The organism is Aminobacter sp. BE322 (genome assembly GCF_050433525.1).
Taxonomy (GTDB): domain Bacteria; phylum Pseudomonadota; class Alphaproteobacteria; order Rhizobiales; family Rhizobiaceae; genus Aminobacter.
In genome coordinates, this window is record NZ_JBNPXB010000005.1 from 257649 (window position 1) to 281278 (window position 23630).

Here is a 23630-nt window from a genome sequence, read left to right on the forward strand (position 1 = left end):
ATCAGATGCCGCGCCATGCTTTGACAGGCGCGCGCCGAATTGCTCAAAGGCGGATATGTCGAAGGCGCTGTCGCTCATCATCCTCGCCATCATGGCGATCCAGCTCATCAAGCCGCTCGGCCTGCCGGGCCTCAGGCAGCGCCGCGATTTCTGGAAACTGGCGCTACTGGCGCTCGCGGCGATCTCCGCCACCGCACTTCTGGGGCATGGCTAGGAGGTCGACGCTACGACGCGCTTGCCGACGCCAGCAGATCCGACTCTATCAGTATCAGGTTCTCGCCGTTCATCAGGCTGTCGATCTTCCTGCCGGCCAGCGATGCGAAGACATGGCTCAGGCAGCCCCGACCCGGCATCATGAAGTCGTGCGGCTCGATGACGATGCAGGGCGTGTCGCAAAGCAGCTCGCCGCAGTTGCGCGTCGCCTCGAGTTCGGCCCCTTCGATGTCCATCTTCAGCATCAGCAGTCGCGCTCGCGGTATCCTGGCAAGCAGGCTGCGAAGCGTGATCGAAGACACGCCCCCTCCGTCCGATACGCCTCTCGACCAGGACGGACCGTCGTTCATGCGGAGCGCGACTTCGCCGTCGTGATCCCAAAGCGCGCCATGGAAGGGCACGATGCGGTCCAGTCCGGCACAGTTCGAGATCAGCATTTCGTAGGCCTGGGGATCGGGCTCGACCGCCACGACGACGGCCTCCGGATAGCGATCGCGAAGATAGATCGTCGAGTAGCCGACATTCGCCCCCGCATCGACGATGACCGGCGTCGATCCGCCTTGCCGCCACAGTCTCGCGAGCCTGTTGAGCGCCTCCCTGCCCCCGCCGCCGATCTCGTATTCCTGGTTGCCGAAAATCTGCGAGACGACGAACAGGTCGCTGTCCAGCGGCCTGATGCTGAGCAGGTGGTCCTGGCAGAAGGCCTGGACCGGTGACGCCAGGCGCAGTGCACGGCGCAGCAGCACCGACGCGGATTTCCTCAGGCCGATGGCGCGGACGAGACCGTCGATCTGATGTCCCTTGATGAGCATGCTGCCGATCGTCATGGCACACCCTATGTGCCGGAAAACATGCCCTTCAATCTGCTGCGTGGCACACGCGGCTACCAATTTCGACGGTGGTGACGGTCCGGAGGGTTGAATTCTGGATGCGGCAGGCCCCGTGATCGGGGCCCGTTCGACCGGTTGGAGCCGATCTTGCACGCCTTGGCGATGGCGCGTCGGTGCCTGTGATGATGGAGCCCGCCGGAGCCAAACCCCGTCCCAACTCCGGCGAGCCCATCCCTGATCTTGAGACAAATCAGGACCGGCGGTGACCGGCAAATCCTACCGTGCACGGAACATGCCAGCCTGGACTGTGCCGGAACGGCACAGTCGCCAGGACACCTCGCAGGTGCAAGACCCGTCACCTGATGGCGTCGCCGGGCATGCCCTGCGACACGTCGAGCTGCTGGATCGAGAAGCGTCGCGGCGCGCCTAGAGCCCAGAGCAAGTCGCCGCCGGCGGACGGGGCCGTGGTCACCGAAAGGTCGATCGTCGTCAGTTCGCCGGTCGTCGACACCGGTTTCCCGTCGATGAGTACCTGGGATGTCCCGGGCGGCACCACGAGCGTCGTCTCCGAGCCGAGGTCCTTGATCGCGCCGATGTCGACGATCTCGGTCTGGCCGTCTTTCGTTACTTCGGCCGAAACCGCCAGCGAAACGCTGTTGGGGATGCCGCCCTTGACGGTCGGCAACACGACCACCTTCGGCGCGGACAGGGCATCGAGCAGGATATTGGCGCCGTCGGGCGTCTGGGCGTAGGCCGGGGAAAACAGCTCCAGGCTGGCACCCTCCACCTGCTTGCCCGTCGCGCCCGCGACGATGTTCACCAGGATGGCCGGCGCGGCGACCCCGGCAAAGATCGCCTGCCTCGCCTCGTAGCCGGTATTGGTCAGCGCCACGCCACCGCCGACGATGGCCCACAGCAGCACGCCGAGATAGAGCCCGATTTCCGGCAGGTTGGTGGCTGGGGCCGCCACATAGGTGCTCGCCATGTTGGCGATGGTGGGCAGCGTCCCGCCGAACGCGCCATAGGCGAAAGCATTCAGTCTCGTCGTCATTGCCGCCCCCCGCCGATCTCGATAATCTGCCCTCAATCAAAAGTAGTATCATTTTATTTAATGCAACCATAGCAGGCTGTACATGCGATCTCAAGCCCGGATCGCCGGTTCGGCATCGGCGCCGCGGTCCCGGATTGCGACGGCGGCAGTGCGAAGGCTGGGGGTCGACCGCAAGAGGCGCTTGGCAGCTGGCGCGCCCGGTGCTTTGGTGCTGCGTGAAGGCGACGAACGCCATGGCGGGTGGCGGAGGCCTCGCGCCCCGGCGGAAGCCGGCCACCCAAACTGCTTGGAAATATCCCGGATCGACGATGACGATGGAAGTGGACGGCGAGGTCAAGATCCCCCCGGGGGCGCAGACGGCGGCCGCCATGGTCGTGGCGCTGGTGACCTATACGCTCGTCCACTACCTGGTCGTCAGCATGGTCATGATCGGCGCGGACGCCTTTCCCGATGCGGTCGCGCTGCTTTTGTGGGGCACCCGGCCCAATGTCGTGCGCGTCGTGGCCGCCCTGCTCGGCGCCGCGGCCGGCATCTGTTCGGCCAGGCTGGTCTGCGACCTGACGCTCGACGCCTACCAGCAGCGCCCGGTGTTCTGGATGTTCGCCGGCGTGCTCGGGGCGATGACGCTCGGCAAGATCTGGACGCCCTCGCTGGCGCAGCAGCTCGCGGTGGCGGCGCAATATGCGGCCGCGCTGGCGACGGCCTATCTGCTGTTCTGGCGCAATGAGGCGGCCGCGCCGGCAATCCCCGCTCTTCTCCCCGACGCGGAGAAGGTGGCCGCGAAGCGGCCGGATGAGGGGGCGTTCGACCCATCGGTCGGACAAGACCCGTAAGCAAAAAAGCCCCGGATCGCTCCGGGGCCTTTCGCATTTCTTGCCTGAAGGCGTGGCTTACGCCGCCTTCTCCAGCGCCGACTTCCACTGGCCGAGCGCGGCCAGGTGGTTCATGTGGGCGCGGTGGGTGAAGGCGGCCTGGCCGGCGCCGATGTTCTCGGCCTTGCCCGACCATGCCTTCTGCGGGGCTGCCTGCAGCGCGCGGCCGTAGGAGAAGGTCAGCTTCCACGGATGCGGGCCGATGGCGTTGATGGCGTTGAGGTTGGCGGTGGCCTCCTCGTCGGACTGGCCGCCCGACAGGAAGGCGATGCCCGGCACGGCCGCCGGAACCGTCTCGCGGAACAGCCTGATGGTCTTTTCGGCGATCTCCTCGGCGCCGGCCTGCCTGCCGGCCTTCTTGCCCGAGATGACCATGTTCGGCTTCAGGATCGTGCCCTCGAGCTTCACCCGCGCGGCGTAGAGCTCGTCATAGAGCTTCACCAGCGTCGCCTTGGTGACGTCGTAGCAGGTGTCGATGTCGTGGGCGCCGTCCATCAGCACTTCCGGCTCGACGATCGGCACGATGCCGGCTTCCTGGCACAGCGCCGCATAGCGGGCGAGCGCCTGGGTGTTGGCCGAGATCGAGTAGGCCGACGGCACGCTCTTGCCGGTGTCGATGTCGATCACCGCGCGCCATTTGGCGAAGCGGGCGCCGAGCTTGTAGTACTCGGCCAGGCGCTCGCGCAGGCCGTCGAGGCCTTCGGTGATGGTGTCGCCGGGGAAGTTGACGATCGCCTTGGCGCCGGCGTCGACCTTGATGCCGGGGATGGCGCCGGCGGCCTTGATGAGCTCGACCAGCGGGGTGCCGTCGGCGGCCTTCTGGCGAATGGTCTCGTCGTAGAGGATGACGCCGGAGATGTACTTGGTCATCGCCTCCTTGGTGCGGAACATCATCTCGCGATAGTCGCGGCGGCTGTCGGCCGTCGACTCGACGCCGATGACGTCGAAACGCTTCTTGATGGTGCCGGAGCTTTCGTCCGCAGCCAGAATTCCCTTGCCGTTCGCCACCATGGCGACGGCGATGTCCTCGAGACGTTCGCTCATACAAGTACCTCCTGAATGATGACGGGGCGCATAGCAGATGGTTTTCCCGAACGGAATGCCGGCGGGAAGCCTAAAACCGATTGAAATTTTTTCAATCGGTTTAGCCGAGATCACGAATGAGGCGGGCCGCGCGCCATAGGTTATCGGCGGTGCCACAACCGTGGCGACGGGCCCGGAACGCAGTCCGCCAAGACGGCTGAGGACGCAGAATCAACATGTTAGAACGCCGCGCGTCCCCGATGGGAGGCGCGGCGCGCTGGAGACGGGCCCTCGAGGGAAGGCGTGCCGCGGCTCAGGCCTTGAGCACTTCCACGCCCGGCAGTTCCTTGCCTTCCATCCATTCGAGGAAGGCACCGCCTGCGGTGGAGACGTAGGTGAAGTCGTCGGCCACGCCGGCATGGTTGAGTGCCGCCACCGTGTCGCCGCCGCCGGCGACCGAGACGAGCTTGCCGGCCTTGGTGCGGGCCGCCGCGTGCCTGGCCGCTGCCACCGTCGCCCTGTCGAAGGGCTCGATCTCGAAGGCGCCGAGCGGGCCGTTCCAGACCAGCGTCGCGGCACGGTCGATCCAGTCGTTGACCGAGGCGACCGTCTTGGCGCCGACGTCGAGGATCATGCCGTCCGCCGGCACCGCGTCGATCGCCACCGTCTCGTTGGCCGCACCCGCCTTGAACTCGCGGGCGACGACGCCGTCCGACGGCAGCACGATGGCGCAGCCGGCCTGCGCCGCCTCGATCATGATCTGCTTGGCCGTGGCGGCAAGTTCATGTTCGGCGAGCGACTTGCCGACATTGGTGCCGCGCGCGGCGAGGAAGGTGTTGGCCATGCCGCCGCCGATCACCAGTGCGTCGACCTTCTTCACCAGGTTCATCAGCAGGTCGATCTTGGTCGAGACCTTGGCGCCGCCGACGATGGCGACCACCGGCTTGACCGGGTTGCCGAGGCCCTTCTCCAGCGCCTCGAGCTCGGCCTGCATGGTGCGCCCGGCATAGGCCGGCAGCTTGTGGGCAAGGCCTTCGGTCGAGGCATGCGCGCGGTGGGCGGCCGAAAAGGCGTCGTTGACGAAGATGTCGCCATTGGCGGCGAGCTTCTCGACGAAGGCCGGGTCGTTCTTCTCCTCGCCCTTGTAGAAGCGGGTGTTTTCGAGCAGCAGGATGTCGCCGTCCTTCATGGCGCCGACTGCGGCCTCGGCCTTGTCGCCGATGCAGTCGGCGGCGAAGGCCACGGGCCGGCCGATCACCTCGGCGGTGGCGGCGGCGATGGGCGCCAGCGACAGGGCCGGGTCCGGGCCCTCCTTCGGGCGGCCGAAATGCGCGAGCAGGATCACCTTGGCGCCCTTGTCGGAAAGTTCGGTGATGGTCGGCGCCACGCGCTCGATGCGGGTCGCGTCCGTCACCTTGCCGTCGGCGACCGGCACGTTGAGGTCGACGCGGACCAGAACCCGCTTGCCGCTGACGTTGCCGATGGTGTCGAGTGTCTTGAAGCCGGCCATGGGGTTCCCTTCCTCCTGGGCTGCGGGGGGATGCGCGGAAATTTCGCCGGGACCATACCCACCGACGCCGCGGATGCAAGGTTTGCGCGGGGGCGTGGCTGGAAAATAGTGCGGTTGGGTGCCCGAAAGGCGCGGCGTCGATGCCCTCCCTCCCCCTTGTGGGGAGGGACAAAGGGTGGGGGTGTTCAGAGTTCTGGAGGGTGACAAGTACCCCCACCCCCAACCCCTCCCCACGAGGGGGAGCCTTCCGCGAAGCTGCCGAGAACGGCTATCGCCACGGCACCGTCAATCACAGCGAGAAGCAGTACGTTTCAGGCGAGGTTCACACCAACAACATCGAATCATTTTGGTCGCACGTTAAGCGCTCTATGTGCGGACTTACGTTTCGGTGTCGAAGAAGTGGCTTCAGACCTACCTTTGGGAATTCGAGTTCCGCCAGAACCTTCGGAGGCATCCGTATCTGATGCTTGACCTCTTGTTGCAAGCGTTCCCACGTCCAAAGGCGGACTCTCGACCATCGCTTCGAGCAATCGATCAAAGCGTTCTGCCATCTGATTTATCGCCGCCACTACCTCTTTGTTCTGCGTTTCTTGAGCAGGACGCCGCTTTATCGACTCGGCAAAGTTTATGACTTTGCCGGTGGAAAGAAGCTGTCCGGCTGTAGCCACCCCAACAAGGACTGCATAGCTAAAAAGCCAAAATCCGATCCCTGACAGCCATATGACAGGATACGCCTTGATAGCCGTCGCGACTAGGATTGCCGCAGACTGCACAAGGATAAAATGGAAGAACGCTCCCATCATCTGGATAAAGAAAGAGTCATCGGCTCCGTCTTCCGCAAGAATCCTGAATATCTTTGCGGTTGAGAATGCCAAAACGATCGCCATGCCGCCCATGGAAAAGCCAAGCATGCTTGGGATCACGTCTATCGCAATCTGCGGCCAAGTTGAGCCAATGGCCGCTGGCGAAGACCAGAGTGGCCAGCAAATGGCCGTGAAAATCGCCGCGAGATAGATGTAAGGGGACCGCAACAGAGCCGGCAGGCCGCCATATACCTTCCAGTAAAAGCGAAACGTCTCAATCGCGGGGTGCGCGAGCAAGCGTTTCAACCGCAATAGCCATTGCCTCGTCAAAAGTTGACCCGAACTGCCCGACGATGCGCCGGATGATGCGAGGATATTCGCGGGTGCTGAGTTTGACACTTGTGCCATCATCTTCTTGCCCTGCACCTTCAACAAATCCGTTGTGCTCGGCAACCTCTGCCTCTGTCTTCGTCTCTTGATCCAGCTCAAGACCGTCCGGACCAGGGGCGGCAAATAACTCAAAGTCTTGAGCTTTGGCCTTCTGCGCCACCAGACGGCCCATGATTCTGCTTATGTCGCCATCGTCCGCGTTTGGCCTGACGATATGAATTCGAAGCTTCTTCAGCTTCGGAATGGCAAAAATGCGCCGCAGCGCGTCTTCGTCAGGAATTACCGTGACCTCTACCAGCGGGGCATCAGGATCACCGTCTTCAAAAAGAAGCCCGAAGATTCGCCGCGCACGCTGTGGCGACAGTCGCTTGCCGTGGTCGTTCTCGATTTCGACGAACAACGTATGATCGGCTTCCCGGAAGATATATAGGAACGCTCTTCCGTTGAAGCCAACATTGTCAGGAATGTTTATATTCAGATCGTCGAAATCGATCTCTTCAAGCACGTCAGTTAGGACGGCCGGCTCGTCCTTGTTGATTGGGGTCCAGCAAACAATGCGCCCGCGAAAAAAGCCGTCGCGTACACGCTCAGGTTTCGAAATCGTTGCAATATCGGAACCAAAAAACACTACCTGCCGGCTCGCAGCCCGCCCGAATAGTCCGAAATACACGCCCTCGGGATGCGGGCTGGCCGCAACGTTGAGCATACAATATTGGATAACCTTGTTCCGCTCTGCCATTCGCCCCCTCCAAACAGAACGCGCCATATCAGCACGAATCTTTGAAGCTTGCGAATCTAAATCACCTTATCGGCCCTACATGTTTCAAGGGGATACATCGCGGTGAAGCCGTGAAAACAAAGGCAGAACGGATAGCTGCCCTCTCCTGACAGACTGCTGTCAGGAGCGCTGTGAGATAGTCCTCCGGTAAGAGACAAGGAGGATAGCCATGAGCACGTTCACACCCGACATCTTCCGCGCGGTCAGGCACTATGCGGGCAAGATCAGGACCATCCACAATGAGATTCGCACGGAGCGCTTCATGAACTCGCTTCCCGAGGACCTCCGCAAGGACATCGGCTGGCCCGACCGTTTCGGCCGGCGCGGCAACGGTAACTGAGGGAAGGAAATCCGATGACAAGGACCATCGGGCTGCTGTTCATCGAAGGCTATGCCGACTGGGAGTTTGGCCTGCTGGCGGCCTCGGCGGTTGAGTGGTTCGGGCTGCGCACGGTGTCGCTTTCGCCGCATGTTTCGCCGCTGACTTCCATCGGCGGCGTCAGGCTCGTCGCCGACCGCGGCGCCGATCCTGCCTATAACGGCGATCTCGACGCCATCGCCGTCATCGGTTCCGACGGCTGGGCGGCCGAGGATGCGCCGGATGTTGCGCCGCTGCTTCGCGCGGTGGCGGAACGCGGCGGCGTGGTCGCCGGCATCTGCGGCGGCACGCTGGCGCTGGCGCGCGCAGGCCTGTTCGAAGGTGTCTCCCACACCTCCAACGGCCGCGACTGGATCCTCGGCCACGAGCCCGGCTATGCCGGCGCCGCGGGCTACCGGGACGTGCCGCATGCGGTCGCCGATGGCAGGATCGTCTCCGCCCCGGGCTCGGCCCCGGGCACCTTCGCGATCGCCGTACTCGAGGCGTTACTGCCGGAAAACAAAGAACAATTCGGCCAGATGCGGGCGATGTTCGCGCGCGAGTTTTCCGCACCCTCCTGACACTATGCTGTCAGGAGGGCTGTGCGATGATACACTTGCAATGTCTCGCCATGCCCGTCGGAGGAATGGGATGAAGAGCTGGACCGAAAGGCTGAACACGCCTGGCATCAACGGCATCAAGCCGTCGCCGCGCAGCTTTTCCGATGTCGTCGAGGGGCAAAGCATGCTGGTGCCCACCGCACGACAGGTCGACGACTTCATCCGCACCATTCCGCAAGGCGTGCATCTCGATGTGCGGACCCTGCGGCGGGAGCTGGCCCGACGGCACGGTGCCGAGGTCACCTGTCCGGTGACCGTCGGCTACCACCTGAGGACGGTGGCGGAAGCCGCCAATGAAGACGTCGAGCGCGGTGCGGGCTTGCCTGACATCACGCCTTTCTGGCGGGTGCTCGACAAGACCACGCCCACGACGGGCAGACTTTCTTTTGGCCAGGCTTTCGGCGCCGCCCAGCGCCGGCGCGAGGGCCTGCCGGAATAACGCATCGCCCGCGGTCGCTGCCGACCGTCGGAACCACGATGCGGTGGAAAATGACCTCGGACGTCATTGCGACGCGATCCAAAGCGCGCGACGTCCCGGATTTCGAGGGATTTGCATGAGACGAGCCGACAGGCTTTTCCAGATCGTGCAGCATCTTCGCGGCGGCCGGCTGGTCACCGCGCAGAAGCTGGGTGCCTGGCTCGAGGTGTCCGAGCGCACGATCTATCGCGACATCGCCGACCTGCAGTCGACGGGCGTGCCGATCGATGGCGAGGCCGGCGTGGGCTATATCATGCGGGAGGGTTTCGACCTTCCGCCGCTGATGTTCACCCGTGACGAAATCGTTGCCCTTGTTGCCGGCGCCCGCATGGTCCGCGCCTTCGGCGGCGCCGCCATGGCCCGGGCCGCCGACGAGGCGCTGGTCAAGATCGGCGCCGTCCTGCCGGACAGCGAACGGGACCGCATCGCCCGCACCGAGATCCACACCCCGATGTGGGTGGTCTCGGACGCCGACCGCGAGGCGATCGACTTGATCGAGCGCGCCGTCGAGAAGCGCCAGGTGCTGCGCCTCGACTACAACGACGAGGCCGGCCGCGGCTCTGCCCGCGACATCCGGCCGCTCGGCCTGTGGTTCTGGGGCAAGGTCTGGACCCTGATCGCCTGGTGCGAGATGCGCGACGATTTCCGCGCCTTCCGCATCGACCGCATCTCCGCCGTCACCGCGGCCGGCCGCAGCTTCAAGCCCGAGCGCGGCAAGCTTTTGGTCGACTACTACCGCAGCGTCGAGCGCAGCGAGACTTTTGGGACCGACCGCAGCTCGCGCGGATGAGAACTCTTGCTCATTCCTGGAACAGGTCGGCATGGGAACCGGTGCGCGCCAGCTGCAGCTCTTCGCCGAGGATGCGGTAGATCAGCAGCCAGTCGGGCTCGATGTGCGCATCCCGACCTTCCAGTCGCCTTTGAGCGGATGATCCCGATAGCGGTCGGGGAGTTCTGTGCCTTCCAGCAGAAGTGTCAGCACGTCGCGCAGCTTGGCCATTTCCTTGCCGCGCTTCTCGATCCGCTTGACGTCCCGCCGGAACTGCGAGGAGCGGACCGGCGTCAACATCAGATGCCAAGATCCTTGAACAACTCATCTGGCGAGGACAGCCGCTTGCCCTTGCCCTCTTCGAGTTCGGCCATCGCCTTGCGGGTCGTCGCCTTGGGCACCTTCACTGGAAAGGGAAACTCCTTGTCCGCGGCCACACGCATCAACAACAATCGAATTGCATTCGACACCGACAGCCCCATGGCCGCAAGCGCCTCGGTCGCCTGCTCCTTGGTCGCTGCATCGATGCGAGCGCGAACAACCGTTTCCGTAGCCATTTACTGAACTCCATTGTAGCTACAATGTAGCCACGCACACTTGCTTCCGCAAGGCTTGCGCTCCGGAAGTCCCGCGCTGGATCGATCAGGTCCATCAAGAATCGCCGTCTGACGCTTGAGAAGCGATTGGCCGGCGATCAAGCTCGCCCCATTGTGCAACGAAACATTCTACCCATGAACATGGACATCAAGGAAATCGACGGCGCCTTCGCCGCGGTGCCGGTCATGGACGGCATCAACCACCCGTCCGACCACGCGGGAGGCCCGCGCATCGCCGGCACGCTGAGGTTCGTGGCTTCACCAAGGGAGTAGGGGAGTAAGGCAGTAGGGCAGGATGAAGGCCAACCCTACTCCCCTACTCCCCTACTCCCTTACTCCCCTCCCAACGAAAAAGGCCCCGCACTGCGGGGCCTTTGTCGTTGCGACCGGCATCCGCCGCTCAGAACTTGTCTTCGTCTTCCTCGTCGTCGGTCTTCTTCGACTTGAGCGCCGAGAGCTTGGCGAAGACGGCATTGGCGTCGAGCTCCTTCTCCTCGTCCTTCGGTGCCGCGGCCTCGGGCGTGAGCCGCTCGGTGAGCGAGGCCGGCAGCAGCGTATCGCCGACGGGAGCCGGGGCTTCGCGGCCGCGCGAGGCGCGCTGCACTTCGATGTCGAGGTCGATCTGCGAGCACAGGCCGAGCGCCACCGGGTCCATCGGCGTCAGCTGCGCGATGTTCCAGTGCTTGCGCTCGCGGATCTGCTCGATCGTCGCCTTGGTCGTGCCGACCAGGCGCGAGATCTGCGCGTCCTTGAGCTCGGGATGGTTCTTGACCAGCCAGTAGATGGCGTTCGGGCGATCCTGGCGCTTGGACAGCGGCGTGTAGCGCGGGCCCTTGCGCTTGGTCTCGGGCACCCGCACCTTCGGCTCCGACAGCTTCAGGCGATGGTTGATGTCGGCCTCGCCCTTGGCGATCTCGGCGCGGCTGAGCTGGCCGGTGATGACCGGGTCCATGCCCTTGATGCCCTGCGCCGATTCGCCGTCCGCGATCGCCTTCACCTCGAGCGGGTGCAGCGAGCAGAACTGCGCGATCTGGTCGAACGACAGCGCCGTGTTGTCGACCAGCCAGACGGCGGTTGCCTTGGGCATAAGCAGCGTATTGGCCATGCGATAAATCCTCTTCGTTCGCCCGCGTCCCTCGCGCGGGCGGTGGATAAAGACCACCAAGTTGGGAAATTCGGCCCGTATATAGACGCATTCGCCCCGCTCCGCAACGATTTTGGGCAAGGCTGCCAAATGCCCGCAAAGCCGCCTGCGCCGGCATCCCGCGCCCTTGCGCAAGCGCGCTCAAACGCAAAAACCCCGCATCCGGCGGAACCGGATGCGGGGCACAGTTTCGCCGGCGGGACCGTTGCCGGCGAAGCCGTTACTTCAGCTGGTCGGCGACCGCCTCGATCGCCTTGACCGCGCAGGCTTCGTCGAAGTTGCCGCCCGGCGCGCCGCCGACGCCGATGGCGCCGATCACCGCGTCGCCGGCCTTGATCGGCACACCACCGGCCAGCACCAGGAAGCCGTCGATGTCGACGAGGCCGGCCGCACCGGGGTTCTTCTGCACGTTCTCGGCCATCTTGCCGGTCGGCGTGCGCGACGAGGCCGAGGTGAAGGCCTTGTCCTGGGCGGCCGAGACCGTGTGCGTGCCGGCATTGTCGGCGCGGACCAGCGCGCGCAGCACGCCGGCGCGGTCGACCACGGCGGCGGTCACGTTGTACTTGTCGGCCGCGCAGGCCTGCACCGCGCGCTGCGCGATCTCGACGGCGAGGCCGGAAGAAATGTTCTTCTCGGTCAGCACCTGGGCGGAAGCCGCGCCGGTGACGGCGACGGTGGCGGCGGCTGCGAGGAGGATGCTCTTGATCATGACTGGGTTCCTGTCCTGATGATGTCTCGGGAGAAAGCGTTTCGCTTGTCCGGGATCAGAACTACCCAAATCGCCGCCGCGGCAGAATCCGCGATGCCACCACCCGGCCTAGGTAGGATTACCTATCCGAACCCCGTCCGGGCATGGTCCCAGCCAGTGAACGCAAGATTTCGGAAAAGATCATGCCCCGCTCAAAAGCGCCAGCCGCACCTGCTCGGCCACCGAGCTGGTGCCGAGCTTCTCGGCGATCTTGGCCCGGTGCGCGTCGATGGTCCGGGCCGAGACCTCGAGTGCTGCGGCGATCTCCTTGCTCGCCCAGCCGCGCGCCACCATGTCGAGCACCTCGCGCTCGCGCTCCGTCAGCCTGTCGAGCAGCACCCGCGCCTCGCGCTTCTCCAGCCGCGCGTCGAGGCTCGCAAATGCCTGCTGCAGCGCGTCGACCAGCACCTCGCCGTCGATCGGCTTGGTGAGGAAATCCTGGATGCCGGCCTTGAAGGCGCGCCGGCAGGCGGCCACGTCGCCATGGCCGGTGATCATGATCGTCGGCCAGTCGATGCCGCGCTCGCCGAGCTTCTGGTGCAGCTGCTGCCCCGACACCAGCGGCATGCGCAGATCCACCACCAGCACACCCGGCTTTTTCTCATCCACATGCGCCAGGAACGTCGCCGGGTCGCCGAACGTCTCCGCCGCGATCCCGTAGGTCGAGAGCAGGAACGCCAGCGCCTCGCGCACCGCCTCGTCGTCGTCGACCAGATAGACCCTGTGCATGCCCTACCTCTCCCCAGCCAGCGGCAGCGAAATCGTGAACCGCGCCCCGCGTGGCGCGACATTCTCCACCTCGATGCGCCCGTCCACCCGCTCCACCAGCGACGCGCACAAGGACAACCCCAGCCCCATGCCGTCGGCCTTGGTGGTGAAGAACGGCGTAAACAGCTTCGGCAGCACCTCCGCCGCGATCCCCGGGCCGTCGTCGCTCACCACGAGCTTCGCCTCGCGCCCCGCCGCCCCGGTCGCCACCGTCACCGTCCCGCCGGCGCCCACGGCCTCCGCCGCGTTGCGGATCAGATTGTGCAGCACCTGCTCCATCTCGATCGCGTCGACCACCGCATGCGGCGCGGGCTGCCCGAGCTCCAGCACCAGCGTCACCTGCCGCCGCTCGAGGTCGGCGCGGGTCAGCGCCACCACCTCGGCCACGATGGCGTTGAGGTCCTGCCGCGCCCGCTCCGGCGCCTTGTTGGAGGCATAGTCGCGCATCCGCTTCAGCATCTCGCCGGCGCGCTTGGCCTCGCGCACGTTGACGTCGAGCGCCCCCGAGATCATCGCCATGTCCGGCTTGTCCGCCCGCGCCAGCCTGAGCGCCGCCTGGCTGCGGCTGAGCAGCGCGGTCAGCGGCTGCGTCAGCTCGTGCGCGATGCCGGAGGCCAGCTCGCCCATGGCGTTGACGCGCGAGGCATGCGCGAGCCGCGTCTCCCGCTCCTGCACGGCCAGCCGCTCCTCGGCCTCGCGCGCCGCAAGCTCGGAGCGCCGCACCGCCGCCCGCTGCCCGAGCGCGAACATCAGCACAAGCGTCAAAACCCCCGCCACCGCGGCAAAGCCGAGGAACCGTTCCGGCGGCACGAGCGCGGCCAGCGGCAGCGCCCGGTCGAGCGAAAGCAGGAGCCGCTGCCCCTCGCCGTCGATCACCTTCTCGAAATGCGGCGCGGCCAGCCACGAAACCCCGAGCCCCAGGCCGGGCTCCGCCGGCTGCTCCACCAGAACCTCGCCGTCGAGGCTGAGCTCGAGATGCGCCCAGGCCGGCCGCTCCTCGGGCACCAGCAGCTGCGCCGCGTCGATCAGCAGGACCACCGCCAGGTGCGAGGTCCCCGAGGCGCGCTTGGCGAGCAGGTAGCGCCCCTCGCCCGCCGCATAGATGCTCGCCTTGCCGCGCACCTGCGCCACGATCTGTTCTCCCAGCGGCGCAAGGTCGACGCCGCCGCCCGGCGGCACCACGACCACGTCGCGCACGACCACCGGCCCGCCGGCTCCGTCACCCTCGGCCTGCGCCCCGTCCGCGCCGCCCACGCCCGCCGGCCGGGATGCCCCGCTCCCCCCGGCCGCCGCCTGCCCCGGCATGCCTGCCGCCTGCGAAGCGCCGCCGGCCGATCCCTGCGCCCCGCCCCCGGCGCCGCTCGCCGCCCCTTGCGTTCCGGCCGCCCCCGCGCCGCCCGAACCGGCCACCGGGTCGAGCGACACCAGCGCCAGCCAGGCGATTCGCGGATAGAAGCGCGTGATGCTCTCCATCACCTGCCGGATCGCGCCGGGAGGCGCGGGCTCGGCCCCGCTCGACAGCGCGATCAGGCTGGTCAGATGCGCGTCATGCTGCGCCACCCGTTGCGAAATCAGCCGATGCAACGTCCGCCCCGTCACCTCCAGTTCGTCCGCCATCCGCGTCCGCGACGTCTCGACGGAAACGGCGACGAAGGCGACGAGGGCGGCAAGCCAGAGGGCGAGGCCGAGGAGGCGGGGATTGGAGAGGGGTGAGGTCACGCGGGTCAATACAATGGCCGGAACATTGGACCACCATAGTCAAGCACCAAGCAGAAGGAAACGGAGCGTCTGGTTCGGGCCGATGAGCAGACCGTCCGCTTTCAAGGCCCATCCGTCAAAGCGGAAATAGAGGTTAGCGACCCGGAGCAATCAAGAACGCCCCACTAGAGCTATCGCCAGCCTTTCACCTCGACTTGGCAAAACCTCGATTCCATGTCGGAGCATTTTGCGCTAAGACGGCCTCGTGTCTGCAAGATTGCGATGTGTGGTTCCAGTGGGGGAATGAAGATCTACAGCGCTGCGCAACTGTCTGCTTTGACCCGGCTGTTCTCCGCAACCGTTTTCCGTGAAATGGCGAAGAATGGCCGATCCGGCTTGTTCCGTCGGCTGCTCGGGCAGACCGATCTGCTTGAGCACGCCGGCACGAGCGCGACTGTCGGCGACATCTTCGACTCGGCGTTCGAGATTCTAAAGGTCGCAGGGCACCGCGACGAGTACATCTATCGCGCGGCGATCAGCCACAAAGTGCTGTTGGGCACGCACTCGCTGCGCACTGCCTCGATGCTGAACGAATTCCGGGCTGGCAACTGCAAGGCGGACCTCGTCATCCTGAATGGCACGGCGACCGTCTATGAGATCAAGTCCGAGCGAGATACGCTCGCGCGGCTCGCCAACCAGGTTGACAATTACAAGCGCGTCTTCGCGAAGGTGAACGTGATCGCGAGCGAAGGCCATGTCCAAGGCGTGCTGGCCGCGGTTCCGGACGATGTCGGCGTAATGTGCCTGTCGAAGCGCTATCAGATCAAAACGGTGCGCGACGCGATCGACTGCCCGGCGCGTATCTGCCCGGTCACCGTCTTTGAATCGCTGCGCACGGGCGAGGCTACCGCGATCCTCAAGGCGATGGGCGTGGCCGTGCCGCAGGTCCCGAACACGCAGCGGCACGCCGTGATGCGCGATTTGTTCGCCGCGCTCGACCCGGCTGCGCTGCATGTCGAGATGGTGCGGACACTCAAGCGGACACGCGATCTCGCACCGCTCGGCGAACTCATCGACCGTCTGCCGAAGTCATTGCAAGCGGCCGCCCTGTCAATGTCGGTCCGGCGCGCCGACCATCCGCGACTGGTCGACGCCGTCGCGACGCCGCTGCACGCGGCCATGACCTGGAGCTGACCAGCGCATGTATCATCCGTATTTTCGCGGCAAGCAGTTCGAACTTCTGACCATTCGGGAAACCGCCAAGCTGATGGCGGAGCAGAATTTTGTGCCGGTCATCGAGCCCGTGAAGGAGTCGCTGGGCGGCCTTGAAAAGGCGCTAAAAGCGATTTGTGATGCCAAGGGCCAGGCGATCGTCATCGTGAACCCGTACCATGGCGACCATCAGGAGAACGGAACTGGCATTTCGCAGCTTCTGCAGCAGGGCCTGTTCGGCGGCGCGATCTCGGCCGGCATCCTCCTGCGCGGCAACATAAACCTCGCCGAGGCGATCACATGTCACCAAGCCCATCTCGGCCATAATCCGACCTTCATCCACGCCGGATTCACCGAGCAGAAGGGCCTTGCCGGCTACCTGCACGACACGCTGCCGCAAAGCCGGCACGTCTTCATCGAGGACCATGCCAATACGCTTTACCGCAAGCACTTCGAGGGCAGCACCCGCATCCTGATTCGCGACGGCTTCAAGCCGCGCAAGAACGCCGAGTTCGCCAAGATCCCGGTCGAGGAGTTCTCCGAACTGCATCTCACCTTCCAGAGTGATCTCGGAATGAACGGCTTCGGCGATTTCCTGATGGTCGGCGACGTCTATTCCGAAGGTGGCGGCCCCGCCTATGCCGTAGCGATTCATTTGACCTTCGTCGACCCCGATGCCGACGATGTGATGTTCATCTATCACTTCGTCTCGACTACGAACGACACGCCAACCGACCCCGCAGGCAAATTCGGCCAGGCACTACACAAGCTCATCCTCAAGCTCAACTCTGGAACGTCGAAGCTTCTGGAAACGAGCGCGATGAAGGAGTTTCGCGACCTCCACGCTAAGGGTCATTTTCCGGGCCTCGGCTATGTCAAAAAGCTCTCGATGAAGCACCATATCGAGACGCTCGCCAACTATCTTGGCTGAACCCCATGGCACAGCGGTTCTGCTGCCCGGAATGCTTCGACGATCGCGGTCTGCGCGATCAGCTCTTCCCGTCGCTCGACCCGGGTCGTGGCGCCTGCGATTTCTGTGGGACCGCTGACACCCAGCTCCTCGAACCAGGCAAGCTCGCCAACTATTTCGAGCTGCTGGCCAACGTCTACGAGCCGAGCGACGACGGGAAATCGCTGGTCGAATGGATGAAGGACGATTGGCAGCTCTTCAGCCATCCGCGCATGGACATCGCCCACGCCAAGGAATTGCTCGGCGAGATCCTCAATGATGGCGAGATCGTGCGGCGTGGCTTCGCCCCGTCGGCGAGCTATATTAGCGAAGGCCTCGCGCAGTGGGATAAGCTGCGCGACGAGATGATGTATGCAAATCGCTGGTTTCTCAACGTCGCCATCGATTTGGACCGTCTCCGCCAGCTGCTCGACATGCTGCTGGCGCCGCCCTTACCCCGGCAGTGGTATCGCGCGCGAATTCGTACTGAGGATGAGGTCTTCCCGATTGAAAAGATGGGCGCACCGCCGAAGCGACGATCGTCACATGGCCGGGCCAATCCGGCCGGCATCCCCTATCTCTATCTGGGGTCGCTTCCCGATACGGCTGCGGCCGAGATCAGGCCCCATACCGGCGAGGTTGCTTGCGTTGCGGATTTCACCATTCCCGAGATCAAGGCCGTGGATCTGCGCAATCCACGCAAGCTCGTGTCGCCCTTCATCCTGACCGACGCGAGCGAGATCGGCCAGTTGCGCGCCGACTTGCCGTTCCTCGAACGCCTGGGCGAGGAATTGACGCGGCCTGTGCAGCCGGCGGGCGCGGCGATCGACTATATTCCGAGCCAGTATCTGTGCGAGTTCATCAAAAAGAGCGGCTTCGACGGCGTGGTCTATCGCAGCTCGGTCAGCGATGGCATCAATCTCGCCCTGTTCGATCCCGCTCAGGCGGTCGGCGGGACGGTGGCGCTCTACAACGTGTCCAGGGTGTCGGTCGAAGTGGCCGCCGCCTGAGCAGAACACATTTTGATATCGGCAGTCTCGCGAACGGCAGCTTCCAGAATCTGCAGGCCGCATGTTATTGTCCGCGATGGGCGCAAAGCCGTCATTCAATACGTTCAGTCTGAACGTCGGCGGCCGGCAGCCTGACTTTTGCGCTGGCCGAGGCCGCAACCTCAAAGAAATCGCGGCCATCGACTTTCTCGCCGCGACGTGGATAGGTTTTTCCTGAATTGACCCCGAGGCAACGCGCCTAGGTCAAGCCATCTCCTTGAAATTGCTGCTTCTCGCCAGGCAAGCGCGCCAACCACCCCCGTTGACCGAAAAATTTTCTTTTCCACGCCCCTTCGCACCTCATGGATAATCCCCCCATCGCCCTCGCGGGAACCCGGGTCATGAACCGGATGCCAGGGGAGGGCGGCGGCGTCCGGGTCGGCGGGGGAGACGGTGCCCCCGCTGGGTGATGAGCCCCCAGGCCCGGGCCTTGCGGCGGCCGCCGGTGCGAACGCATCGGGGCGACTGAGCGGGGCAAGAGCGCCGGCGGACGCATGGCCAAGCGTCACGCACTAGCATCGAGACGACGCAAAGCCATGCGTCCGCTTTCCCGGCACGACCCGGCCTTTTTCGGCGCGGGAACGCCTTCGCACGCCCGCGCCTTTTCGCCCCCCAAGAAAACCCATCGACCCGGCCGGCCCGCGGCCTTCTGCCATCCGGGCGGCCCGATCAGGAGCAGCAGGCCCATGACCAGGAAACGCCCCCAGGAAGAACCCATTCCCGACATCGAGATCGGCGGCGGCCCCGCCCCGCTCAGCCTGCACAACGCGATTGCGCTCGCTTTGTCGATCGCCGCCACCCAGGACGGCGCGCACCGGAACTGCCCACGGCGCGAATGCCGCAGTTTTGGGCGCTGCCGCGCCTCGCCGACCCTGGGCCGCTCGCGCCTCTGCGGCATGCCGTTCAGCCGGGAGGCCGAGCGCCGCGTCGTCGGCATGCTGATGTTCGCGCTGCAGCTCGCCAATGGCTGGCGCTGACGCGCGGGCGCGAGACCGCCGGGGCGGCCGGCGCTGCCGCCTTGGCAACGCCCCTCCCCTCGCCTACCATGGCGCGGGCATCAGGAGGCTTCGATGACGTCAAGCTTCAACGTGCAGGACGCAGCCGGCTACGAACAGCTGATGGGCCGCTGGAGCCGCAAGCTCGCGCCGCTGTTCATCGACTTCGCCGGTCTTGCCCATGGCGAGAAGGTGCTCGACGTCGGCTGCGGCACCGGCAGCCTCACTTTCACGCTGGCCGAGACCGCCGACCTCGCCGGGATCGCGGCGATCGATTTCTCGCCCGTCTTCGTCGCGGCGGCCGAGGCCCGCAATACCGACCCGCGCATAAAAATCAGCCAGGCGGACGCCTGCGACCTGCCATTCGCCGACGCGAGCTTCGACCGCGCGCTCGCCCTGCTCGTGCTGCATTTCGTGCCCGAGGCCGGCAGGGCGGTGGCCGAGATGCGCCGCGTCACCCGGCCGGGCGGCGTCGTCGCGGCGACCGTCTGGGACCATCTCGGCGGCATGCCCGGCATGCGCATGGTGGTCGACACGGTGGCGGCATTGAGCGAAGGCGGCCGGCAGCTGCGCGCCCGCTACTGCTTCCAGCCGATGATGCAGCCGGGCGAGATGGCGCGGACTTTTGGCGAGCAGGGCCTTTCCGGCGTCGAGGAAACCCAGCTGCTGCTGCGCATGGACTACCAAAATTTCGACGACTTCTGGGCGCCGATCGGCGCCGGCGAGGGTCCGCTGGGCAAATATGTGGCAAGCCTGGGTGCGGCCGAGCGGGCGCGCACCGAGATAGCCGTGCACGACGCCTACGAGGCCGGCCGGCCCGACGGCCCGCGCTCCTTCGCCAACGTCGCCTGGGCCGTCCGCGGCACGGTGCCGTAGAAGTCGGCGCCCGGCGGGCGCCTAGCCGACGTCGAGCACGATCTTGCCGATGTGCTCGCCCTCTTCCATCCGCTCATGCGCCCGCCAGGCTTCCCGGAGCGGGAAGATCATGTCCATCACCGGGGCTACGCGGCGGACGGCGAGCAGCGGCCACACCTGCGCCTCGAGCGCCGCCGCGATGCCGGCCTTGAACTCGGTGGTGCGGGGCCTCAGCGTCGAGCCGGTGTGGGTGAGCCGCTTCACCATCAGCCTGGAGAAGTCGGCGCTCGCCACCGCCCCGCCCTGGGTGGCGATCTGGACGATGCGCCCGTCGACCGCCGCCGCATTGTAGTTGCGCCCGACATAGTCGCCGCCCACCATGTCGAGGATGACGTCGGCGCCCTTGCCGTCGGTGGCGTCCTTGACCGCCTGGACGAAGTCCTCGTTTTTGTAGTTGATCGCCCTGTCCGCCCCGAGCTTCAGGCAGGCAGCACATTTTTCGTCCGAGCCGGCGGTGGTGATCACATAGGCGCCGAAGGCCGAGGCCAGCTGGATCGCTGTCGTGCCGATGCCCGACGTGCCGCCATGCACCAGCAGCGTCTCGGCGGTCTTCAGCCCGCCGCGCTCGAACACGTTGTGCCAGACCGTGAAGAAGGTCTCCGGCAGCGCCGCCGCTTCCGTGAAGGTGAACCCCGCCGGTATCGGCAGCGCGTTGGTTTCGTGCACCCTGGCGTATTCGGCATAGCCGCCTCCCGGCGTCAGCGCGCAGACCTGGTCGCCCAGGCGCCAGCGGGAAACGCCCGCGCCGAGTGCGGCCACCTCGCCCGACACCTCGAGCCCCGGCAGGTCGGAGGCGCCGGGCGGCGCGGGGTAGGCGCCCTTGCGCTGCAGCACGTCCGGCCGGTTGACCCCTGCCGCATGCACCCTGATCAGGATCTCGCCGGCGCCCGGCTCCGGCAGGTCGCGCTTTTCCGCCTTGAGCACCCTCGGCCCGCCGGGCTGGGTGATCGCCACCGCGAGCATCTTCTCCGGAAGTCTGGCAGCGTTGGCCATGTCCTTTTGGTCTCCGTTCCGTCCGGCCCGCGCCGGCATTTGCATGTCCTTGCCCGCACTATGTATTCTGATTGGCAAATCAGGCAAACGCCTGTCCGCGGATGGAGGCATCAGATGGCGCTCTTCGACGACGAACCCAAGAAGAAGCCCCTCGCCCACGAGATCGGCCAGGACCTGTCGCTGCTGTCCGTCGGCGAGCTCGACGACCGCATCGGCCTGCTCAAGGCCGAGATCGTCCGGCTCGAGGCCGAGCTTGCCGCCAAGGGCACGACCAAGTCGGCCGCCGAGGCGCTGTTCAAGCGCTGACACATCGCCGCCGCCGAAATGCCCCAATGGGGCTGTCTTCACGATCCGGCACAAACTGATTCTTGGTGGGACAGACCGATGCTCGCAGCCTACAGGCCGATTCTCTCGCTGCTCCGCGGCACGGCCTTCCTTCTCGCCGCTTCGGGCCTGCACGGCCTCCTGCTCCCACTTCGCGGCCAGGAGGAGGGCTTTTCCACCGCAGCGCTCGGCCTGATGGGCACGGCCTGGGCCGGCGGATTCGTCGCCGGCTGCTTCTTCGCCCCGCGCGTGGTGCGCCGCGCCGGCCACGTGCGCGCCTTCGGCACGTTTGCGGCCTCCGCCGCGATCGTCGCCCTGCTGACCGGCCTGATCGTCAACGAATATGTCTGGATCCTACTGCGCGCCTTCACCGGCTTCGTCATGGCCGGCGCCTTCATGGTGATCGAGAGCTGGCTCAACGAGCGCGCCACCAACGAAAACCGCGGCACCGTATTCGGCCTCTACATGATGGTGACCTATGCCTCGATCATGGCCGGCCAGATGATGGTCGCCGGCGGCGACGTCACCAGCGCCTCGCTGTTCATGGTCACCGGCATCCTGTTCTGCCTGTCGCTGATCCCGACCGCCGTGTCGAGTGCAGCCCACCCCAAGCCCCTGCAGGACGTTTCGCTCGACCTCAAGGGGCTCTACGCCAATTCGCCGGTCGCCTCGGTCGCCTGTTTCCTGATCGGCGTGGCGAACGGCGACTGGGGCACGCTGGGCGCGGTCTATGGCGCCCGCATCGGCATCTCGACGCCCCAGATCGCGCTGATGATGAGCCTGGTGGTGGTTGCCGGTGCAGCATTGCAGATTCCTGTCGGCAAGATCTCCGACCGTACCGACCGCCGCTACGTGCTGATCGGCGCCTCGCTCGCCTCGGCCGTCGCCGCCACGCTCATCTTCCTCGTCGCCCCGCGCTCCGGCGCCTTCGTCATCTTCATGACCGCCTGCTACGGCGCCTTCGCCTACACGCTCTATTCGCTGGCGGTGGCGCATGCCAACGACCACGCCAAGCCGGAGGATTTCGTCAAGGTTTCCGGCGGCCTGCTGCTGCTCTATGGCTTCGGCACCATGGTCGGGCCGATGCTCGGCGCAGGCCTGATGGACATGATGCGGCCGGAAGCCCTGTTCCTGGCCACCGCGGCCGCGCACTTCGCCCTCGCCGGCTACACCGCACTGCGCATCCGCCGCCGCGCCCCGGTGCCGATCGAGGAGCGCGAAGCCTTCAAGACGCTGCCCGCCGACCGTTCGGCGACGCCCGAATCGCTACGTCTCGATCCGCGGCAGAAACCCGAGCTGCAGGACTGACGGCCTGCCGTAACGGGCGGGCTGCGGTTCGGCGAAGATACATCCGTTTGCGACTCTCGGTTGAGGTTTCCGGCTGGTTGCGGCACAAAGGAAGGATGACTGCCCACGACACGTTTCTGGCAATCGCCGACGCCAACCGACGCCGCCTGCTCGAGGAATTGCGCCGCGGTCCGAAGACGGTGACGCAACTTGCCGAGGGATTGCCGGTTTCCCGACCCGCCGTATCGCAGCATCTCAAGGTGCTGCTCGATGCGGGGCTGGTCAGCGCCCGTGCCGAGGGCACCAAGCGGTTCTATGCGGTCAGCAACAGCGGCTTCCGCAAGCTCAACCTCTGGCTCGATCAGTTCTGGGAAGGTTAGAGTACGTCCGCATTTCTTCGAAGCGCGAAGACGCTCCATCTCGTTGTTGCCACGCAGTTCCGGACAGAAAACCGCTGCGCACTTCGCTGGAATTGCTCCAGGAAGCGGTTCGCCTGGCTCCGGCCCTCGCCGGCCTAGTTAGGAATTGATGGAACCATGCCCAGACAAATTCGGCGGCAATGCGTGACTGCCGCCGTTATCCGGGGCCGCATCGGCCGATGCAGCCCCTGAAAAGATCAACGCCTGACCTCAGTGCTGGGTCGGCGACCCTTTCAGTTTCTCAATCTCGTCCTTGAGCGCCAGCTTGCGACGCTTCAGCGCGACGAGTTGCAGGTCGTCGACGGAAGGATGGTTCATCGCTTCGTCCAGCTGACGTTCGATGTCGCCATGTTTCCGCTGAAGCTCTTCAAGATGGGATGCAAGAGACATGATTGGATCTCCCTTTCATGGATTTCACATTGCACCGCACACGAACGTGCCCACCGCAGACAGCGCTCTGTGACGGAACCGTGACAGTCTGCCACCCCCTTTCGGAGATGTCGAATATGATGTGGTAGCATTTCCTGACAGCGCGAAATGTGATAAGGGCTTCGCGCCGGTGACAAGAGTTTCCGGCCCCCGCCTTCGGAGCGCCCGGGTGCGCCAGTGAGTTTGCAGACGGTAGACATGTCGGAACAGGAACAGGCCGAGATTCGTCTCGAGTTTGCACGCTTGAAACAGGAACACGCCGATTTCGATGCCGCGATCAACGCGATGATCGCGGCCGGCTGTGATCCGCTCCAGATCCAGCGCATGAAGAAGAAGAAGCTGGTCCTCAAGGACAAGATCGCGCAGATCGAGGACCGCATAATTCCCGATATCATAGCCTGAGAATCGG

At 65.2% G+C, this 23630-nt stretch carries 28 protein-coding genes and 2 pseudogenes; 17 read left to right on the plus strand and 13 right to left on the minus strand.

Going from position 1 to position 23630, the window contains the following annotated elements:
- Positions 1-55: 55 nt before the first annotated feature.
- Positions 56-214, plus strand: coding sequence for a hypothetical protein (locus tag J2X50_RS10850; RefSeq protein WP_429094689.1), 159 nt, complete (start codon positions 56-58; stop codon positions 212-214).
- 10 nt (positions 215-224) lie between these two features.
- Here J2X50_RS10850 and J2X50_RS10855 read toward each other — a convergent pair whose 3' ends face one another.
- Positions 225-1040, minus strand: coding sequence for an FkbM family methyltransferase (locus tag J2X50_RS10855; RefSeq protein ID WP_429094691.1), 816 nt, complete (start codon positions 1038-1040; stop codon positions 225-227).
- Positions 1041-1398: 358 nt separating this feature from the next.
- Complete coding sequence (locus J2X50_RS10860) at positions 1399-2094, minus strand: hypothetical protein (RefSeq protein WP_429094693.1); 696 nt, start codon at positions 2092-2094, stop codon at positions 1399-1401.
- Between the two features lie 308 nt (positions 2095-2402).
- Here J2X50_RS10860 and J2X50_RS10865 point away from each other — a divergent pair, with 308 nt between their 5' ends.
- Positions 2403-2927, plus strand: a complete 525-nt coding sequence (locus tag J2X50_RS10865) for a hypothetical protein (protein ID WP_429094694.1) — start codon at positions 2403-2405, stop codon at positions 2925-2927.
- Positions 2928-2984: 57 nt separating this feature from the next.
- Here the strand turns inward: J2X50_RS10865 and J2X50_RS10870 are convergent, their stop codons facing one another.
- Complete coding sequence (locus J2X50_RS10870; protein WP_429094696.1) at positions 2985-4010, minus strand: class I fructose-bisphosphate aldolase; 1026 nt, start codon at positions 4008-4010, stop codon at positions 2985-2987.
- Positions 4011-4302: 292 nt separating this feature from the next.
- On the minus strand, positions 4303-5499 hold the full coding sequence (locus tag J2X50_RS10875) for a phosphoglycerate kinase (protein ID WP_429094698.1): 1197 nt from the start codon (positions 5497-5499) through the stop codon (positions 4303-4305).
- A gap of 266 nt (positions 5500-5765) precedes the next feature.
- On the opposite strand from J2X50_RS10875, the pseudogene J2X50_RS10880 reads away from it, so the two are divergent.
- Positions 5766-6007 (plus strand): annotated as a pseudogene (locus tag J2X50_RS10880) (transposase); the annotation flags it as partial.
- A 569-nt stretch (positions 6008-6576) separates the two neighbouring features.
- Here the strand turns inward: J2X50_RS10880 and J2X50_RS10885 are convergent.
- Positions 6577-7431 (minus strand): DUF4747 family protein, encoded by an 855-nt coding sequence (locus tag J2X50_RS10885; RefSeq protein WP_429094700.1) that lies wholly within the window; start codon positions 7429-7431, stop codon positions 6577-6579.
- Positions 7432-7639: 208 nt separating this feature from the next.
- Between J2X50_RS10885 and J2X50_RS10890 the strand changes: the two genes are divergently transcribed.
- From J2X50_RS10890 to J2X50_RS10905, 4 genes are all read left to right on the plus strand, one after another.
- Positions 7640-7810, plus strand: a complete 171-nt coding sequence (locus J2X50_RS10890) for a hypothetical protein (RefSeq protein ID WP_429094702.1) — start codon at positions 7640-7642, stop codon at positions 7808-7810.
- A gap of 14 nt (positions 7811-7824) precedes the next feature.
- Positions 7825-8409, plus strand: coding sequence for a DJ-1/PfpI family protein (locus J2X50_RS10895; RefSeq protein ID WP_429094704.1), 585 nt, complete (start codon positions 7825-7827; stop codon positions 8407-8409).
- Between the two features lie 70 nt (positions 8410-8479).
- A complete protein-coding gene (locus J2X50_RS10900; protein WP_429094706.1) occupies positions 8480-8887 on the plus strand; it encodes a hypothetical protein in 408 nt (135 codons plus the stop codon).
- Between the two features lie 115 nt (positions 8888-9002).
- Positions 9003-9716, plus strand: a complete 714-nt coding sequence (locus J2X50_RS10905) for a helix-turn-helix transcriptional regulator (RefSeq protein WP_429094708.1) — start codon at positions 9003-9005, stop codon at positions 9714-9716.
- A gap of 10 nt (positions 9717-9726) precedes the next feature.
- On the opposite strand, the pseudogene J2X50_RS10910 reads toward J2X50_RS10905, so the two are convergent.
- Together J2X50_RS10910 and J2X50_RS10915 are read right to left on the minus strand one after the other, a co-directional pair.
- A pseudogene (locus J2X50_RS10910) lies at positions 9727-9995 on the minus strand (type II toxin-antitoxin system YafQ family toxin).
- On the minus strand, positions 9995-10252 hold the full coding sequence (locus tag J2X50_RS10915; RefSeq protein ID WP_429094710.1) for a type II toxin-antitoxin system RelB/DinJ family antitoxin: 258 nt from the start codon (positions 10250-10252) through the stop codon (positions 9995-9997). The pseudogene J2X50_RS10910 and the gene J2X50_RS10915 overlap by 1 nt, the downstream one beginning before the upstream one ends.
- 174 nt (positions 10253-10426) lie before the next feature.
- Here J2X50_RS10915 and J2X50_RS10920 point away from each other — a divergent pair, with 174 nt between their 5' ends.
- Entirely contained in the window at positions 10427-10564 is a 138-nt protein-coding gene (locus J2X50_RS10920) for a hypothetical protein (RefSeq protein ID WP_429094711.1), read from the plus strand.
- Between the two features lie 127 nt (positions 10565-10691).
- Here the strand turns inward: J2X50_RS10920 and J2X50_RS10925 are convergent, their stop codons facing one another.
- The 4 genes from J2X50_RS10925 to J2X50_RS10940 all read right to left on the minus strand — a co-directional run bounded on the left by J2X50_RS10925 (position 10692) and on the right by J2X50_RS10940 (position 14670).
- Complete coding sequence (locus tag J2X50_RS10925) at positions 10692-11396, minus strand: DUF1013 domain-containing protein (RefSeq protein ID WP_429094713.1); 705 nt, start codon at positions 11394-11396, stop codon at positions 10692-10694.
- A gap of 259 nt (positions 11397-11655) precedes the next feature.
- Entirely contained in the window at positions 11656-12144 is a 489-nt protein-coding gene (locus J2X50_RS10930; RefSeq protein WP_429094715.1) for a GlcG/HbpS family heme-binding protein, read from the minus strand.
- Between the two features lie 180 nt (positions 12145-12324).
- Positions 12325-12912 carry a response regulator transcription factor gene (locus J2X50_RS10935; RefSeq protein WP_429094716.1) on the minus strand — a complete coding sequence of 196 codons (588 nt, stop codon included), beginning with the start codon at positions 12910-12912 and terminating at the stop codon, positions 12325-12327.
- Positions 12913-12915: 3 nt separating this feature from the next.
- Positions 12916-14670: a sensor histidine kinase gene (locus tag J2X50_RS10940; protein WP_429094718.1), complete on the minus strand. Its 1755-nt coding sequence runs from the start codon at positions 14668-14670 to the stop codon at positions 12916-12918.
- 282 nt (positions 14671-14952) lie between these two features.
- Here J2X50_RS10940 and J2X50_RS10945 point away from each other — a divergent pair, with 282 nt between their 5' ends.
- From J2X50_RS10945 to J2X50_RS10965, 5 genes are all read left to right on the plus strand, one after another.
- On the plus strand, positions 14953-15843 hold the full coding sequence (locus J2X50_RS10945) for a sce7726 family protein (RefSeq protein WP_429094719.1): 891 nt from the start codon (positions 14953-14955) through the stop codon (positions 15841-15843).
- Between the two features lie 7 nt (positions 15844-15850).
- Positions 15851-16792 (plus strand): sce7725 family protein, encoded by a 942-nt coding sequence (locus J2X50_RS10950; RefSeq protein WP_429094721.1) that lies wholly within the window; start codon positions 15851-15853, stop codon positions 16790-16792.
- Between the two features lie 5 nt (positions 16793-16797).
- Positions 16798-17820: an RES family NAD+ phosphorylase gene (locus tag J2X50_RS10955; protein WP_429094723.1), complete on the plus strand. Its 1023-nt coding sequence runs from the start codon at positions 16798-16800 to the stop codon at positions 17818-17820.
- Positions 17821-18545: 725 nt separating this feature from the next.
- A complete protein-coding gene (locus tag J2X50_RS10960; RefSeq protein ID WP_429094725.1) occupies positions 18546-18836 on the plus strand; it encodes a hypothetical protein in 291 nt (96 codons plus the stop codon).
- A gap of 93 nt (positions 18837-18929) precedes the next feature.
- Entirely contained in the window at positions 18930-19730 is an 801-nt protein-coding gene (locus J2X50_RS10965; RefSeq protein WP_429094727.1) for a class I SAM-dependent methyltransferase, read from the plus strand.
- Between the two features lie 21 nt (positions 19731-19751).
- Here J2X50_RS10965 and J2X50_RS10970 read toward each other — a convergent pair whose 3' ends face one another.
- The gene (locus J2X50_RS10970; RefSeq protein ID WP_429094729.1) at positions 19752-20762 is read right to left on the minus strand and encodes an NAD(P)H-quinone oxidoreductase; all 1011 of its coding nucleotides are present in this window, start codon (positions 20760-20762) and stop codon (positions 19752-19754) included.
- A 114-nt stretch (positions 20763-20876) separates the two neighbouring features.
- On the opposite strand from J2X50_RS10970, the gene J2X50_RS10975 reads away from it, so the two are divergent.
- From J2X50_RS10975 to J2X50_RS10985, 3 genes are all read left to right on the plus strand, one after another.
- Complete coding sequence (locus tag J2X50_RS10975) at positions 20877-21068, plus strand: DUF1192 domain-containing protein (RefSeq protein WP_347966516.1); 192 nt, start codon at positions 20877-20879, stop codon at positions 21066-21068.
- A 78-nt stretch (positions 21069-21146) separates the two neighbouring features.
- On the plus strand, positions 21147-22394 hold the full coding sequence (locus tag J2X50_RS10980; RefSeq protein WP_429094731.1) for an MFS transporter: 1248 nt from the start codon (positions 21147-21149) through the stop codon (positions 22392-22394).
- Positions 22395-22489: 95 nt separating this feature from the next.
- Positions 22490-22753: an ArsR/SmtB family transcription factor gene (locus J2X50_RS10985; protein WP_340037855.1), complete on the plus strand. Its 264-nt coding sequence runs from the start codon at positions 22490-22492 to the stop codon at positions 22751-22753.
- Between the two features lie 249 nt (positions 22754-23002).
- On the opposite strand, the gene J2X50_RS10990 is transcribed toward J2X50_RS10985, so the two are convergent.
- Positions 23003-23182, minus strand: coding sequence for a YdcH family protein (locus J2X50_RS10990; RefSeq protein WP_340037856.1), 180 nt, complete (start codon positions 23180-23182; stop codon positions 23003-23005).
- A 237-nt stretch (positions 23183-23419) separates the two neighbouring features.
- On the opposite strand from J2X50_RS10990, the gene J2X50_RS10995 reads away from it, so the two are divergent.
- On the plus strand, positions 23420-23623 hold the full coding sequence (locus J2X50_RS10995; RefSeq protein WP_429094733.1) for a YdcH family protein: 204 nt from the start codon (positions 23420-23422) through the stop codon (positions 23621-23623).
- Positions 23624-23630: the final 7 nt, after the last annotated feature.